This window comes from Pararhizobium gei, assembly GCF_029223885.1.
Taxonomy (GTDB): Bacteria; Pseudomonadota; Alphaproteobacteria; order Rhizobiales; family Rhizobiaceae; genus Pararhizobium; species Pararhizobium gei.
Genome location: NZ_CP119409.1, coordinates 3,900,172 through 3,915,885, shown reverse-complemented (window position 1 = coordinate 3,915,885; position 15,714 = coordinate 3,900,172). Strand labels below are relative to the sequence as shown.

General features: G+C 60.4%; 15 protein-coding genes and 1 riboswitch. Of the genes, 9 read left to right on the top strand and 6 right to left on the bottom strand.

The annotated features are described in order from the left end of the window. The first annotated feature begins 57 nt into the window (after positions 1-57). On the top strand, positions 58-609 hold the full coding sequence (locus PY308_RS18960) for a L,D-transpeptidase family protein (protein ID WP_275785660.1): 552 nt from the start codon (positions 58-60) through the stop codon (positions 607-609). Positions 610-646: 37 nt separating this feature from the next. On the opposite strand, the gene PY308_RS18955 is transcribed toward PY308_RS18960, so the two are convergent. From PY308_RS18955 to PY308_RS18945, 3 genes are all read right to left on the bottom strand, one after another. Then, positions 647-2,470, bottom strand: a complete 1,824-nt coding sequence (locus PY308_RS18955) for an ABC-F family ATP-binding cassette domain-containing protein (RefSeq protein ID WP_275785658.1) — start codon at positions 2,468-2,470, stop codon at positions 647-649. A 1-nt stretch (position 2,471) separates the two neighbouring features. After that, positions 2,472-3,122: a thiamine diphosphokinase gene (locus tag PY308_RS18950; protein ID WP_275785654.1), complete on the bottom strand. Its 651-nt coding sequence runs from the start codon at positions 3,120-3,122 to the stop codon at positions 2,472-2,474. 97 nt (positions 3,123-3,219) lie between these two features. Next, on the bottom strand, positions 3,220-3,747 hold the full coding sequence (locus PY308_RS18945; RefSeq protein ID WP_275785652.1) for a MarR family winged helix-turn-helix transcriptional regulator: 528 nt from the start codon (positions 3,745-3,747) through the stop codon (positions 3,220-3,222). Between the two features lie 120 nt (positions 3,748-3,867). Between PY308_RS18945 and PY308_RS18940 the strand changes: the two genes are divergently transcribed. From PY308_RS18940 to PY308_RS18920, 5 genes are all read left to right on the top strand, one after another. Further along, complete coding sequence (locus PY308_RS18940; protein ID WP_275785650.1) at positions 3,868-5,370, top strand: MDR family MFS transporter; 1,503 nt, start codon at positions 3,868-3,870, stop codon at positions 5,368-5,370. A gap of 48 nt (positions 5,371-5,418) precedes the next feature. Continuing rightward, positions 5,419-5,535: riboswitch (TPP riboswitch) on the top strand. 39 nt (positions 5,536-5,574) lie between these two features. Then, complete coding sequence (gene thiB / locus PY308_RS18935; RefSeq protein WP_275785648.1) at positions 5,575-6,585, top strand: thiamine ABC transporter substrate binding subunit; 1,011 nt, start codon at positions 5,575-5,577, stop codon at positions 6,583-6,585. Positions 6,586-6,616: 31 nt separating this feature from the next. Beyond that, entirely contained in the window at positions 6,617-8,230 is a 1,614-nt protein-coding gene (gene thiP / locus PY308_RS18930) for a thiamine/thiamine pyrophosphate ABC transporter permease ThiP (protein WP_275791200.1), read from the top strand. After that, positions 8,220-8,939, top strand: coding sequence for a thiamine ABC transporter ATP-binding protein (gene thiQ / locus PY308_RS18925; protein WP_275785645.1), 720 nt, complete (start codon positions 8,220-8,222; stop codon positions 8,937-8,939). Before thiP ends, thiQ begins: the two co-directional genes overlap by 11 nt. 266 nt (positions 8,940-9,205) lie before the next feature. Beyond that, positions 9,206-10,717: a M48 family metalloprotease gene (locus tag PY308_RS18920; RefSeq protein WP_275785642.1), complete on the top strand. Its 1,512-nt coding sequence runs from the start codon at positions 9,206-9,208 to the stop codon at positions 10,715-10,717. Between the two features lie 76 nt (positions 10,718-10,793). Here PY308_RS18920 and PY308_RS18915 read toward each other — a convergent pair whose 3' ends face one another. Beyond that, on the bottom strand, positions 10,794-11,660 hold the full coding sequence (locus PY308_RS18915; protein WP_275785639.1) for an RNA polymerase factor sigma-32: 867 nt from the start codon (positions 11,658-11,660) through the stop codon (positions 10,794-10,796). A gap of 456 nt (positions 11,661-12,116) precedes the next feature. Between PY308_RS18915 and PY308_RS18910 the strand changes: the two genes are divergently transcribed. Continuing rightward, positions 12,117-12,623, top strand: a complete 507-nt coding sequence (locus PY308_RS18910; protein ID WP_275785637.1) for a GNAT family N-acetyltransferase — start codon at positions 12,117-12,119, stop codon at positions 12,621-12,623. 5 nt (positions 12,624-12,628) lie between these two features. Here PY308_RS18910 and PY308_RS18905 read toward each other — a convergent pair whose 3' ends face one another. Further along, a complete protein-coding gene (locus PY308_RS18905; protein ID WP_275785634.1) occupies positions 12,629-13,243 on the bottom strand; it encodes a hypothetical protein in 615 nt (204 codons plus the stop codon). Positions 13,244-13,391: 148 nt separating this feature from the next. Between PY308_RS18905 and ppa the strand changes: the two genes are divergently transcribed. Continuing rightward, positions 13,392-13,925, top strand: a complete 534-nt coding sequence (gene ppa / locus PY308_RS18900; protein WP_275785632.1) for an inorganic diphosphatase — start codon at positions 13,392-13,394, stop codon at positions 13,923-13,925. 88 nt (positions 13,926-14,013) lie between these two features. Here the strand turns inward: ppa and PY308_RS18895 are convergent, their stop codons facing one another. Beyond that, the gene (locus PY308_RS18895; RefSeq protein WP_275785629.1) at positions 14,014-14,307 is read right to left on the bottom strand and encodes a YggT family protein; all 294 of its coding nucleotides are present in this window, start codon (positions 14,305-14,307) and stop codon (positions 14,014-14,016) included. A gap of 125 nt (positions 14,308-14,432) precedes the next feature. On the opposite strand from PY308_RS18895, the gene PY308_RS18890 reads away from it, so the two are divergent. Beyond that, complete coding sequence (locus tag PY308_RS18890; protein ID WP_275785626.1) at positions 14,433-15,668, top strand: MFS transporter; 1,236 nt, start codon at positions 14,433-14,435, stop codon at positions 15,666-15,668. Positions 15,669-15,714 lie beyond the last annotated feature (46 nt).

Sequence of the window (15,714 nt, the reverse complement as noted above, 5' to 3'; positions counted from 1 at the left end):
TGTGTAGTGCTATGGTGCGGTTTCAGTTCACGGACAACGCAAAAAACTGTGAGTAAAATGCGACGCAAGCCTTTCAAGCCTTCGAATTCCGCATCTGCCATTCTGGTTCGTCGAAAACCGGGGCATCCCTGCCGGGCTCTGGTTACCTGTTTTGGCCGCACCGAGGAAGCCGCGATCGGTCGCAGCGGCATGACGTCACGCAAGCGAGAGGGCGATGGTGCAACGCCGATTGCCGCCATGCGCCTCGTTGGCGGCTATGTCAGGGGAGACCGGATCACGCCGCCGCCGAGCGCTCTGCCGCTGCGCGTCACACCGAAAGATCTGCTCTGGTGCGATGCGCCCGGCAATGCCAGCTATAACCGTCCGGTCCGTGGCCCTTTCCGTCCCAGCCACGAAAAAATGCGGCGCGAGGACGATCTCTACGATATCTGCCTCGTTATGGACTGGAACTTTCGATCCCGCAGACGCAATGGCGGTTCGGCCATCTTCTTCCATCTTGCCAAACCCGGCTACGCGCCAACCGAAGGCTGCATCGCCGTCAGCCTGCCCGCGATGCAGCGGCTGCTGAAAGCCATGCGGCGAGGCACGTGGGTGCGTGTGACGGGATGAAGTCGCGCGGGCATCAGAGGTGAGCCGCGACCGTATGTCAGCCTTCCAGTTCCTCCCGCAGCATTTCCAGTTCCATCCATTCCTCTTCCATGGTCGCGACCGTCTTGCGCAATGTTTCAAGTTCGGCTGCGAGCGTTGAAAAGCGGGCCGGATTTTTCGAGAACAGGGTCGGACTGGCCATTTCCGTCTCGCGCCTGGTGATTTCGGCTTGCGCCTTTTCCATCTCCTTCGGTAGATTTTCGAGCGCAAATTTTTGCTTGAAGGAGAGTTTGCCCTTGGCAGGCCGGAGCGTGGCCGAACCGCCGGTCTCGTTGGATTTGGCTTTTTCCGCCTTGTCGGCCCGTTTTTTCTCGTCCTGTGCGCCCTTGCGCTGCGTCATCATGTCGGAATAACCGCCGGCATATTCGATCCAGCGTCCATCCGGTGCCTCCGGAACGGCGGGGGCAATGGTCGAGGTGACGGTGCGGTCGAGAAAGTCGCGGTCATGGGAGACGAGGATGACCGTGCCGGAAAAGCCGGCAACGATTTCCTGCAACAGGTCGAGCGTTTCGATATCGAGATCGTTTGTCGGCTCGTCGAGGATCAGGAGATTGGTCGGTCGCGACAGGATCCGGGCGAGGATCAGGCGGGCGCGTTCGCCGCCCGACAGGTTTTTGATCGGCGTGCGGGCCTGTTCCGGCTGGAACAGGAATTCCTTCATATAACCGGTGACGTGGCGCTGCTCGCCGTTGACCAGCAGGCTGTCGCCGCGCCCGTCCGTCAGATAGTGCGCCAAAGTGTCGTTGAGGTTCAGGTCTTCGCGCTTCTGGTCCAGCGTGGCGATTTCGAGATTGGTGCCGAGTTTTACAATGCCGGAATCGGGGGCGAGCTGGCCCGTGAGCATCTTCAAGAGCGTCGTCTTGCCGGCGCCATTCGGGCCGACGAGGCCGATGCAATCGCCGCGGTGCACCCGCATCGAGTAGGGGGCGACGATGGTGCGGTCGCCATAGGCCTTGGTGATCTTTTCGGCCTCGATGACGAGCTTGCCCGATTCCTGTGCGTCGCTGACGGTCGCCTGCACCGAGCCCTGCGGGCCTTTGTGGCCGCGATATTGCGAGCGCAGATCCTGCAATGCGCCGAGGCGCCGCATGTTGCGCTTGCGCCGCGCGGTGACGCCATAGCGCAGCCAGTGTTCCTCGCGTTCGATGGATTTGCCGAGCTTGTGCTGTTCCAGTTCCTCCTCCTCCAACACCTTGTCACGCCAGGCTTCAAAATGGGAAAAGCCCTGGCTGAGGCGGCGCGAGAGGCCACGATCAAGCCAAACGGTAGCGGTCGAGACCTTTTCGAGGAAGCGTCTGTCATGGGAGATGAGAACGAGTGCGCTGCGGGTCTTCTGCAGTTCGCCTTCCAGCCATTCGATCGTCGGCAGGTCGAGATGGTTCGTCGGCTCGTCGAGAAGAAGAATATCCGGTTCCGGCGCCATGACGCGGGCGAGGGCGGCGCGGCGCGCTTCGCCGCCGGAGAGATCATTCGGGTTTTCTTCTCCGGTAAGGCCGAGATGGGAGAGCAGGTAGGCGACGCGATAGGGGTCGTCACCCGGCCCAAGCCCCGCCTCGGCATAGGCCTGAACCGTGGTATAGCTGCCGAAGTCCGGGGCCTGTTCCAGATAGCGCAGGGTGGAGCCGGGATGCCGGAAGACCTCGCCGGTCTGCGGCTCCACAAGGCCGGCGGCGATCTTCAGAAGCGTCGATTTGCCGGAGCCGTTGCGCCCGACCAGGCAGACGCGGTCGCCCGCCTCCAGCTGCAGATTGGCGCCGGCGAGCAACGGCGTGCCGCCGAAGGACAGGAAGATATCGTCGAGTTTCAGGATTGGCGGCGCCATGTCAGGCTCCCGTAAGGTCGTAAGGGCGGGCAAGAATAATCGCCCGGCCGGATGAAAGGGTGAAGCGGACCGTGCCTTCGGCAACGTTCGATACCGTGCGGGACGATCCGAAGGGCAAATGGAAATCCGTCAGCGGATAGCGGGCGCCCTCGATCGACAGGCCGGTCAGCGTATCCAGGCCGAGAACGGAAAACAGGCTTCCTTCCGGCAGATCGATGGTCCTGCTTCCGGGAAGGAGCGGATAGGCCTCTTCCTCCCCCGACGTCAGCAGCACGTCGATGCCGCGTTCGGCAAGACTTGCGGCATAAAGCAAATGCATGAAGGCATGGTCGCTGCGTTCTCCGCCGAGCGCGCCGGCGAGGACCAGCCGTTTGGCGCCGCGGCCAAGCGCTTCGGCGGTTGCGATTTCGCCGTCCGTCTCGTTCTTTGCCGTAGGGTAGGGCTGGCGGGGGACATCCGGCCACTCGGCGATCAAGGCCTCAGGCGTCGAATCGAAATCGCCAACCCACATTTCCGGCGTCAGACCCAGACCCTTCGCGTGGCGCATGCCGCCATCTGCGGAAATCACGCGTGCGTTCTCCAGATGGCTCAAAAGCCGGTCCGTGGGCGTCAACGTCCCGCCCATCAAGATTATGAAAGCCTGATTGTCCATGGCGCAAGGCCATAGCGCGAACAGGGGCGATTGGGGAAGGGGTTGCCGGCGGATTAGCGGCAGGGCCGCAATCGCGCGTCTGCCGGCTAGCGTCTGGTCAGCCGCGGTCTTCGTTCTGCCGGGTCGCGTAAATCTGTTCGAAGCCGCCGACGAAACGATCGAACAGGCGGGCGAAATCCGCCACGTCCTCTTCCGGCCAGTCGCTCAAAATGGCTTCGATCACGCCGCGTTTGACGGCCTGCACCTCGGCAACGAGCTTTTGTCCGAGATCGGTCATGACCACGACGATGCGTCTTGCGTCGGCCTGCGAGGCCTCGCGCCTGAGCGCGCCGCGCGCCACCATGTCGGAAACGATGCGGCTTGCCCGGGAGGGATCGACCCGCATCAGTTCGGCGATCGTGCCGACGGTGACTTCCCCGTCGGGCGCCGCCCGCCTTACGGCGTCGAGCACGTCGAGATGGGTGATTTCCAGGTCGGGCGCGATGTTGCTGATGGCCATGCGGGCCATGACGCGGCGTCCGATCAGGATACGCCAGCGTCCCATGGATCGTCCGATCAGGGCGCGCTGTGCTTCCCGATCGTCCGGTCCGGTCGCTGGTTCGACATGCGAGTGGGTCTTTTCCATACCCGCACAATAGCAAACGCTTTCGCCGCCATAAAGGCGGGTTATGTCATTCGCATAAATGTGCTATTGACATATATATGCTATTAGCACATTAATAGGCAAAACAACAGGAATGCTCCGATGGACATGCAAACATTCCCCGGTCCGCTTGTCGAAAACAAGCGGCTTCGTCTCACTCTCTTCTGCTTCCTGATGGCCGCGCTGTTCATGGCGACGCTGGATCACCAGATCGTTTCGACGGCACTGCCCACGATCGTCGGTGAGTTCGGTCAGATGGAGCGTTTTGGCTGGATCGGCTCTGCCTATCTGCTCGCCACCTGCGCGGTGATGCCGGTCTATGGCAAGCTCGGCGATCTCTTCGGCCGAAAATATGTGATGATCGCGGCGGTGATGATCTTCACGCTCGGTTCGATCGCCTGCGGACTGGCTGTTTCCATGAATACGCTGATCGCCGCCCGCGTGCTCCAAGGTCTCGGCGGCGGCGGTATCATGGTCTCTATTTTCGCCGTGACGGCGGATCTGTTCGAACCTCGGGAGCGGGCGCGCTATCAGAGTTATTCCAGCCTGATGTTGATGGCGTCCGGCGCCATCGGACCGGTGCTCGGCGGGACGATGAGCGACCTCTTCGGATGGCGGTCGATCTTTCTCATCAATATTCCGGTCGGTGCTATCGTGCTGACAGGGCTGTTGGTCTTCCTGCCCTACCGCCGGCCGACCCGTCAGCCGAAGATCGATTATGCGGGCGCTCTGCTTCTCGCCGGGGCTATTACCAGCGTCGTGCTTGTTGCTGACGGGTCCGAGCTGTTCGGCTCGCTAGTTTCCGCCGGCAGTCTTTCAGTCCTGGCAGGTGGTCTGGCCTGCGCAGTCGCCTGGGTTTGGGTCGAGCGTCGAGCACCGGAACCCATCGTGCCGATGTCGCTGTTTGCAAACCGATCTTTCAGTCTTTTTCTCCTGATTTCGCTGACGAGCGGTGCGGTTGGCATTGGCATGATCAATTATTTCGCGCTCTTCCTGCAGAACACCACCGGGCTTTCGCCATCCTCGGCCGGTCTGCTGTTCATCATGCTCACAGGCGGCATTGTCTGCGGTTCGCTCACTGCAGGCCGGTTGATTTCGAGAACCGGCCGGATCAAGATTTTTTCGCTGGCCAGTGCCGGTTTTGCGGTCACAGCGCTTCTGGCTTTCACACAAATCCAACCCGGTACGCCGCTCGTTCTGATCTGCGCTCTCATGGCATTCCATGGTGTCGGTATCGGTCTTGGCCAGCAGGTTCCGATCATCGGAGTGCAGAACATGGTGGCGCGCGGGGATGTCGGCGCGGCGACCGGGGCGGTAACGCTGTCGCGGATGGCGGGTGCATCCATCGCCATTTCGATCTACGGAGCGATCATTGCTGCCGCACTGCCGCGCGCCGTCGGGGCGATTCCCGGTGTGGGCGATATCGAGACGCTGACGCCGCTCCTGCTGTCGGCCATGCCCGCGGCCACTCGCCAAGCCGTTGCCGAGATCTATACGCTGGCCTTCCATCCGCTGTTCATGACGGCAGCGGGCATTGCAGGAATTGGTCTCATCGCCGCCGCTGCGATTCGCTCCATCCGCCTGCCGTCAGCGAAGGCTGGATGACGTAGACGGCGCCCCTTGCCAAGCACAAGGCCTGCGGCTAAAGCTTTTCCTGCTCTAACGGGGTGCCGAATGTCTTTGCGGATGTTCGGCTGAGAGGCCTTGACCGGCCAACCCGCGGAACCTGATCCGGCTTGTACCGGCGGAGGGATTAGACGGCACATTCCAGCGCCCTATTCCCATTTTTTGGATCATGAGGAGGCGCTGATGCGCAACAGAACCCTATCCTATATCGCGGCCCTGGCCGCATCGATCCTGCCCCATTTTGCGATGGCGGCCGAAAAGACGCTTACGGTCTACACCTATGAAAGTTTCACCAGCGAGTGGGGACCTGGAGGTAAGGTTGCGGCGGCGTTCGAGAAGACCTGCGAGTGCAAGGTTGCCTATGTCAGCGTCGCCGATGGCGTCGAGCTTTTGACGCGGCTGAAGCTCGAAGGCGCCAATTCGAAGGCGGATGTCGTTCTCGGTCTCGATACCAACCTTATCTCGGAGGCCAAGGCAACGGGGTATTTTGTGCCGCATGGCGTCGATCTCTCCGGCCTCAAGGTACCCGGAGGTTTCTCGGACGACGTCTTCGTTCCCTATGATTACGGCCACTTTGCCGTCATCTACGATACGCAGGTGATGAAGGAGCCACCGAAGAGCCTGAAGGAACTGATTGACGGCGATCCGTCGCAGAAGATCGTCATCGAGGATCCGCGCACCTCGACGCCGGGGCTCGGCCTGTTGCTGTGGGTAAAGTCGGTCTACGGCGATCAGGCCGGTGCTGCCTGGGCGAAGCTCAAGGACCGCGTCCTGACCGTAACGCCGGGCTGGTCGGAAGCCTATGGCCTGTTCACCAAGGGCGAGGCGCCCATGGTGCTGTCCTATACCACTTCGCCCGCCTATCACATGGTAGCGGAAAACACGGAGCGATATCAGGCTGCCGCCTTTGCCGAGGGACATTACATTCAGATCGAGGTGGCCGGCATGACGAAGAACGCCAGCGATCCGGCCCTGGCCAGGGCATTTCTCGCCTTTGTCACCGGATCGGATTTTCAGTCGATCATTCCGACGACCAACTGGATGATGCCGGTCGGTGCCACCGCCGAGCCGCTGCCGGATGCCTTCGGCAGGCTGGTCAATCCGGAAAAGACCCTGCTCATTCCCTCCGACGAGGTCGCGGCCAGCCGCAAGGCCTGGATCGACGAATGGCTGGCCGGCATGAGCGGAAACTGAGTCTGTCTTGGAAAGCGGTCATGAAAAACATCTGACCTTGGCCGCCGGGGCAGCTTGCCTCGGCGGCATTGCGCTGTTCGTCGGCCTTGCCGCCGCAGCGCTTTTCCTCTTCGAGGAACCGGGCGCTGCCATTCGGCCGGCGATTTTCGACGCCTATGTCTGGCGCGTCACGCGTTTCACGCTGCTTCAGGCCGTTCTGTCGACGCTTTTGTCCGTTGCTCTGGCTATTCCCGTCGCCCGCGCCCTGGCAAGGCGACCGTCTTTTCGCGGCCGGATCTGGATCGTCCGGATGCTGGCGCTGCCGCTCGGTCTGCCGGCTTTGGTGGGCGCGCTCGGGCTTATCGGCATCTGGGGGCGCCAGGGACTTGTCAACGACGGCTTGCTTTTTCTCGGGCTCGATCAGCCGATCGGTATTTACGGCCTGCACGGAATTCTGATCGCCCATGTCTTTTTCAACATGCCTCTGGCCGCGCGGTTGATGCTGGGCGGGCTGGAGCGGATTCCCGGCGAAACCTGGCTGGTCAGCGCCAATCTCGGCATGAACGCCTTTTCGATTTTCCGCTTCATCGAATGGCCCGCCATCCGCAATGTTCTGCCCGGCATTGCAGGTTTGATCTTCATGCTGTGCGCCACCAGCTTCACGCTGGTGCTGACGTTGGGCGGCGGGCCGGCGGCCAGCACGATCGAGGTGGCGATCTATCAGGCATTGCGGTTCGATTTCGATCCGCCGCGCGTCATCGCTCTGTCGCTGCTGCAGATCGCCCTGGCCGCGACGCTGCTGATCGTCATGCAATGGCTTTTGCCGGGCGTGCCGGAAGGACAGGCCGGCGGGCGGATGACCCGCCGCTTCCTTGGCAAAGGCCTCGCCGGCAGGTTTGCCGACGGAACGGTCATCGCCCTTGCCGTGTCGTTTCTGGCCTTGCCGCTTGCCGCCGTTGTAGCCGCCGGTCTGCAGGCCGATTTCCGGACGTTGATAACTGATCCACTGGTGCTCCGGGCCATGTTCACCAGCGCCGTCATTGCCGCAATTTCAGGCATGCTGTGCATCGCGGTCACGGCCCTTTTGGTCCGGGCCCGGCATTTTGGATTGGCGGATCGAAACCCGCGGGCATTCCAGCGCGGCCTCGCCTTTGGTGTTTCGATGACCACCTCGCTCATTCTGCTGGTGCCGCCGGTTGTGCTTGGTGCAGGCTGGTTCCTGCTTTTAAGACCTTTTGGCGATGTTGCCCGGTTTGCACCTCTTCTTGTCATCCTGATCAACGTGCTTATGGCCCTGCCCTTTGTTTATCGGGTTCTCGAGCCGGCAATGATGACCCATGCGGCGCGAACCGGCCGGCTTGCCGCGAGCCTTGGGCTCGGCGGCTGGAACAGACTGCGCTTCATCGATTTCCCTGTCTTGCGCAAGTCCTTCCTGATCGGCCTCTCCTTTGCTTGCGCATTGTCGCTTGGCGATCTCGGGGCGGTGGCCCTCTTCGGTTCGCAGGACATGGTCACATTGCCATGGCTGCTCTACAGCCGCATGGGCAGCTACCGGTCGGCCGACGCGGCGGGACTGGCGCTTTTTCTCGGTCTCGTCTGCCTGGCCCTGACCATTGCTGGCACGCCATCGGGAAAGGACAATCAGGAGAGAGGCCATGCCTTCTGAAACGGAAACCGCCATCAGGTTGCGCGGCGTGCGTGTCACTTTCTCGCAAACGCAGCTTGCTTTCGATTGCGCTGTCGCAAAGGGTGAGATCGTCGCAGTGACCGGCGCTTCCGGTTCCGGAAAATCGACCTTGCTGAACATCATCGCCGGCTTCGAAACGCCGCAGTCGGGAACCGTCGAGCTTTTTGGAAAAGACGTCGCTTCCCGGGATCCGGCGGCCCGACCGGTGTCCGTGATTTTCCAGGAACACAATCTTTTTTCGCATCTCGACGTGAACACCAATATCGGGCTTGGGATCAATCCTTCCTTACGTCTGGGATTGGCGGAGCACGAGAAGGTCGAAGCCTCGCTGATGCGCGTCGGACTGGAAGGCTTCGGCAACCGGATGCCGCCGACGCTGTCGGGAGGTGAGCGCCAGCGAGTTGCGATCGCGCGGGCTCTGGTCCGGCGCAAGCCGGTCCTGCTTCTCGACGAGCCGTTCGCTGCCCTTGATCCTGGCCTGCGGGCGGGTATGGCCGGTTTGCTGCGCGACCTGCATCAGCAGGAGGGCAATACGGTTCTCATCGTCACGCATCATCCCGATGATGTGCGGATGCTGGCAGACAGCGTTATTTTTCTCGATGAAGGGCGCATTCTCCTGCATCAACCGAAGGCGCAATTTTTCGAACGGACGGATGTTCCGGCGGTTGCGCGGTTTCTTGGAAAATGAGCATCGCCTGCGATGCTTGCCACAATTTAAACGTTGGCCTATGCGACGGCGATTGGCCGTCGGACCGGCGACCGTTGCGTTGCGCGGATATCACGAGGCAAGTATTTCTGTCGTGGCCTGTAGGCATGATGTACCCGAATAGGGTAGAGCGTGTGCGGTGCGGCAACAGCCGGGCAATCGCCATACCCGGCTGTAAAGAATACTGAATTTGTACACGCGGATCGCTTGGTCGATTGCGATCCGGAACGACTGGAACGAGCTGAGGCATGAAGACAGGGACGGGCACGGGGTTGCGGCATTCGGGGAAAAATCCCGGATATTCCCTGCATGCCGTGGTCGGGCTCATTGGCCTGCTCGCTCTCTCCGGTTGCCAATCCGTGATAGAGCAGACCTATGAGCCGAGCGTTGCTCCTTCCGCGACGCCCCAGATTGTCGAAGAAGTCCAGAAAAACGATCCACGCGCGCAGGTAGGAGCTCGCGAGCACCCAAGGATCGTCGCCAGCTATGGCGGTGAATACAAAGACGAGAAGACAGAGCGGCTGGTTGCCCGCATCACCGGCGCTTTAACGGCAGTCTCTGAAAATCCCAACCAGTCCTATCGCATCACCATCCTCAATTCGCCGGCAATCAACGCCTTTGCTCTGCCGGGGGGATATCTTTACGTCACGCGCGGACTTCTTGCCCTTGCCGATGACGCATCGGAGGTGGCCGCTGTGCTCTCCCACGAGATGGCGCACGTCACCGCCAATCACGGGATCCAGCGTCAGCAGCGTGAAGAGGCTGAAGTCATTGCCAGTCGTGTCGTTTCCGAAGTGCTGTCCAGCGATATCGCCGGAAAACAGGCGCTGGCGCGGGGGAAGCTGCGTCTGGCGGCTTTCTCGCGAAATCAGGAATTGCAGGCCGACGTCATCGGCGTGCGCATGCTCGGCGAGGCCGGGTACGATCCCTACGCCGCCGCTCGATTCCTCGATTCGATGGCGGCCTATGCAAGGTTCTCCTCCGTCGATCCCGATTCCGATCAGAGCCTGGACTTCCTTTCGAGCCATCCAAGCGCACCGCAACGCGTCGATCTGGCGCGCCGGCATGCCCGTGCCTTCGGGGCGGATGGCGCCGTGGGCGATCGCGGCCGCGACTATTATCTGGCCGGCATCGACGGCTTGCTTTATGGCGACAGTCCGCAGGAAGGCTATGTCCGCGGCCAGACATTCTTGCATGGCACTTTGGGGATAAGGTTCGATATTCCAGCAGGTTTTCAGATCGATAACAAGGCTGAAGCGGTGCTGGCGACAGGACCGGAAGAGGTGGCCATTCGCTTCGACGGCGTCGCCGACGCGCAACGCCGCAGCCTGACGGACTATATCGGCAGCGGGTGGGTAACAGGCCTCAAGCCGGATACGATCCGTCCGATCACCGTCAACGGCCTTGAGGCGGCAACCGCCCGGGCTTCGGCAGAGCGTTGGGATTTCGACGTTACGGTCATCCGCATCGACGGCCAGATCTATCGCTTCCTGACCGCAGTGCCGCAGGGAGCTTCAAGCCTTGAGCCGACCGCGCAGACCTTGCGAACATCTTTCCGGAAGATGACCTCTCAGGAAGCGGCGGCCTTGAAACCTTTGCGTGTTCGCGTCGTCACGGTCGGGGCCCGCGATAGCCTTGCATCACTCGCCTCACGGATGATGGGCACGGAGCGCAAGCTCGATCTTTTCCGCCTGATCAATGGCATGCAGGTTACGTCGAGCGTTCGCCCTGGTGATCGGGTTAAGATTATTTCGGAGTAGCGGGGCTTCGATGCCAGGAACGCTTTGCCTGGACCGAGAGACTGGCCCTCTCCACCGTGAGACCTATGACACCGTATTAATGTGCGAGGGTTGCCAGCACCGGTGCTTCCGCCACGAGCGCCACGCGCAATTTTTCCAAAGCCCGGGTTTCGATCTGGCGCACGCGTTCCTTTGAAATACCAAGGTCGGCCCCGAGTTCTTCCAGTGTGGCGCTGTCTTCAGACAGGCGCCGCGCCCGGATGATTTTCATTTCCCGCTCGTTAAGCTGGCATAATGCATGACTAAGCCAGACCCGGCGCCTCTCCTGGTCGATCATCTCGGAAACCTGCTCGTCCGGCAGCGGAGCGTTGCAGGCCAAGAGGTCGAGCCGCTCGCCGCTGTCGGAATCGGAGGAAGAAATGGGTGCCTGCAGCGACGAATCATTCCCCGAAAGACGAGCATCCATCGTCTGCACGTCGGCCAAGCTGACGCCCAGCGCCACGGCAATTTCTTCGTGGACGGCACGCGCCGTCAGTTGCCGGTCGCCCTGGGCTAGCTTTGCACGCAGCCGGCGCAGGTTGAAGAACAGCGCCTTTTGGGCGGAGGACGTGCCACCTCGAACGATCGACCAGTTGCGCAGAACGTAGTCCTGCATCGAAGCGCGGATCCACCAGCTTGCATAGGTCGAAAAGCGAACTTCGCGGCTTGGTTCGAAACGGGCCGCAGCTTCCAGAAGGCCAATATGTCCCTCCTGCACAAGGTCGCTCATCGGCAAGCCGAAATTCCGGAATTTCGCCGCCATCGAGATGACAAGACGCATATGGGCCATGGCAATCTTGTTTCGGGCTTCCTGATCCTGGTTGTCTTTCCAGGCCAATGCGAGCGCCTGTTCTTCATCTCGTTCGAGATAGGGAGCCGCCATGGCAATCTTGATCATGCGCCTGTCTGCGGAAAGATTCTTCATCGGCTACTCCATACGGGCACGGCGGTGCCACATTCAGATGACTTGGCGATGTTTCGGGATTTCCGTCCATGAAACCTTGACCGGCACCCGTAACGCCCTACTTCTTCTCTCACGAGCCGGAACAAAGGCCCGGTGAATGTCCGACCGCGAGTATGACGCGATTTTGGACCAGACATTTTCAAACGCAGAACCTGAAAAAAGGTTCCGAACCGCGCTGCATTCTTTTGCGGCGCGGTCGCTACTTTTGTGTGCTATTCCGTCGCAATCCGAACAGTGAAAAGTCATATCGGCTGTGCATGACGCGCTGATCACTTGGCGCATCAGCGTTTGACACTTGCCGGGATGGTTAAAATTGCGTTAAATTTCCTGGCGACCCCTTCAATTGTCTGTGTGTTCCTCAAAAACAGGCATTGCGCGGGGATTCCTGTTTGCATTGCACGCGTTTAGAGTTGCGCCATGAAAACATTGTCTATTGAGGTGCGGCCCGGCGAACCGAGAGATGCGACGTCCATTTCGGATGTGCACCGTGTCTCGTGGCTCCAGGCCTATAGCGGCCTCATCCCGCACAAGCCCTTGAACCAGATGGTCGACCGGCGCGATCATGTCTGGTGGCGGAAGGCGACGCGGGGGCCGTCGACGCTGCTTGTCGTCGAAGTTGCGGGCGTGATTGCCGGCTATGCGACGCTGGGCCTCAACCGGGCTCGCGCGCTTCCTCAGGAAGGCGAAGTCTACGAGATCTATTTACGCCCGGAATATCAGGGTATCGGACTTGGCCGCATCCTGTTCGGCGAAGCAAGGAGCCTGTTGCGCTCGCTGGGTTGCCGGGGTCTCGTGGTGTGGTGCCTTGAGGATAGCTATCATGCAGACCGCTTCTTCCATATGGCAGGCGGCCTGGACATTTGCGAGGGACTTGAGGATTTTGGCGGAAAGACCTTGAAGAAGATCGGTCATGTCTGGGCCTGATCCGGTCAGGTTTCTGGAAAGACATGCGTCGGCTCGGCTGCGAGCGGCCCGCGCATGCCGTGGAAACCGGCATCGTCTATACTGCATCTGAAACCTGTGGCGATCGTATCGGCGATTTGCCTTGCAAGGATGTTCGGCTCGGGATTGGCGAGCGCATCGACATAGCCGACAACGCAGCTCTTTCCATCGCCTGCAGCGACACGAGAGACGACCAGCACCTGTCCCCGCATTTTTGGCGAGGGTTGCGAAGTGGCCGGGTCCAGGTTTTCAATGAACCATCGAAGGATGGTTGCAACCGGTTTGCCATCACCGCCGAGCCGCCATTCGATCTTGCTTCCGGTATGGTTGAACGGTTCGAAGCTCTCGAAAGTACCGTCCAGGAAGGCGCTACTCACAGGGCCATAGAGAAAGCTCTGCCGCATGTCACCCTCCATGAAATGCACGGCGTTCTCTTTCCAGCCAGCGCAGGTCATGACGATGCCGCCGCCCTCGTCGTCCTGCGCAACAGTCCGGCATTTGTCCGTGTTGAAATCGGTATAGGCACTTTTATTGGCCTGTCCGGCGGTTGCGGGCATTGCGAGCCCGAGCGCCAGCGGAAGCAGAATGGTTGCCAATTTCATAGGAAACTCCTCGAAAGTCAGACGTTGGAGGTGCCGCCATTATTCGCCAAGTCTCGCATTTTTGGTCGTGTGGCGAAAGTCATGTTGCGCCACACGGTGTTTCCCGTTATCGGAATCGCCAGTCAAACACCAGACCCTTGGGGGAAACATGCGTATTGATGCAATCGCGATCGGCAAAAACCCGCCGGAAGATATCAATGTCATCGTCGAAGTGCCCGTCGGCGGGCATCCCATCAAGTACGAGATGGACAAGGAAGCCGGCACGCTGGTCGTCGACCGCTTTCTTTACACGCCTATGACCTATCCGGGCAATTACGGCTTCGTGCCGCATACGCTGTCTGACGACGGCGATCCGATCGACGTGCTGATCGCCTCGACCCGCCCGCTTGTTCCGGGCTGCGTGATCAATGTTCGTCCGATCGGCGTTATGATGATGGAAGACAATTCCGGCAAGGACGAAAAAATCATCGCCGTTCCGAACTATCATCTGACCAAGCGCTACGACAAGGTGAAGGATTATACCGATCTGCCCGAGATCACCCTGCAGCAGATCGAACATTTCTTCGAGCATTATAAGGATCTGGAGCCCGGCAAGTGGGTCAAGATCTTCGGCTGGAAGGATGCGGCGATCGCCAAGGAACTGATCAGCGAGGCGGTCGAGCGCGCCAAGACCGCAAAATAAGTCGCCGATCCTTTTCCTGACTCAATGAGAACCTCCGGCTCGCTGAGCGCTCCGGAGGTTTTTCGTTTGCTGGTCGAAGCCGCGTGCTTCAGGCCAGAAGAGCGGCTGCAACCGTCGTGTTCAGGAAATACCAGATGAAGTAGAGGATGACCAAAACCACCAGAGGGGAGAGATCGACGCCGCCCATGTCCGGCAGGATGCGGCGGATCGGGCGGTAGAGCGGTTCCGTCAGTTGATAGAGCGACCGGCCGATCATGTTGATCGCATTGTTGTTCACGTTGATCACGTTGAATGCATAAAGCCATGAGAAAATGGCCGAGGCGATGACCAGGAACCACGCAATATTGATGATAAAGTTCAGGGTCGCGATGACAGCAAGCATGCCGATCTCCAATTCGTTGTTGACAGACATGTAGACATTGATGACTAAACCGGCAAGTCCGCTTGAAGTGCGGTGCAGGAACTTGATGAATTCGGCGCTTGCCGCTGTGTCCGAAAGAAAGCCGCATGTCCGTTTTACAGGGTGCAGACCGATTTGCCGCGTTCCGGCATGTCTCCTATGCCCGCTTCTTCTTCTCGCGGTTCCTCGCGTCCTTCGCCATCCAGATCGTCAGTGTTTCCGTTGGATGGCAGATGTATGAGCAGACGCAGAACACGCTGTATCTCGGTCTCATCGGCCTGTTCCAGTTCCTTCCTTCGCTTGTTCTGATCCTTGTGACCGGGTCCGTCGCAGACCGGCACAGCCGGCGTGCCATTGTTGCCATCTGCATGATCATCAGTGCGCTTTGCGCCGCTGCCCTTTTGGGGCTGACAATCGCGGACGCGTTCTCGCCTTGGCCGGTTTTCGCCATCCTGGTCGTGTTCGGTATCGAACGCGCCTTCATGGCGCCCGCCGTGCAGTCGCTCGCGCCGAATCTTGTTCCCTCTGCCGACCTTGCGAATGCGATCGCCTGGAATTCGTCATCCTGGCAGACGGCCGCCATTCTCGGCCCGGTCGCCGGCGGCCTGCTTTACGGCATCAGTGCGACGGTCGCCTATTCGGTTGCGCTCGGCTTTCTCATACTGGCTTCCGTCCTTGTCTTCACGATCGAAAAACCGGCGCAGCACAGTCTGAGCGAGCCGCGAGACTGGACCTCGATCCTTGCCGGCTTCCGCTTCATTCGCTCGGAAAAGGTCGTATTGGGGGCGATTTCACTTGATCTCTTCGCCGTGCTTTTGGGTGGCGCGGTGGCGCTGATGCCCGTCTTCGCCAGCGAAATTCTTGTGCTCGGGCCGCTTGGCCTCGGGATGCTGCGGGCCGCACCCGGCATCGGCGCCATTCTGGTTGCCGTCATGCTTGCGGCTTATCCGATCCGCCATCACGCGGGTACCCTGATGTTTGCTGGCGTCGGCCTGTTCGGCGTCGGCACCGTTATCTTCGGACTGTCGGACGTTGCCTGGTTGTCGATCGCAGCCCTGATGCTAATGGGCGCGTCCGATATGATCTCCGTCTATGTTCGCGAGACGCTGATCGCACTCTGGACGCCGGACGCGGTGCGCGGCCGGGTCAACGCCGTCAACATGGTCTTCGTCGGAGCGTCGAACGAGCTTGGCGAATTTCGCGCCGGCACGATGGCGCATGTCATCGGGGCGGTTCCTGCCGTGGTTATCGGAGGGGTCGGCACGCTTGCCGTGGCGGTCATCTGGGCGCTTGGCTTCCCGTCTCTGCGCAAGGTCGATTCGCTCGACGCACCGGCACGGTAAAGCAATTACGACCAGATACGCATGATCGAAACCGGCTTCCTGAGAG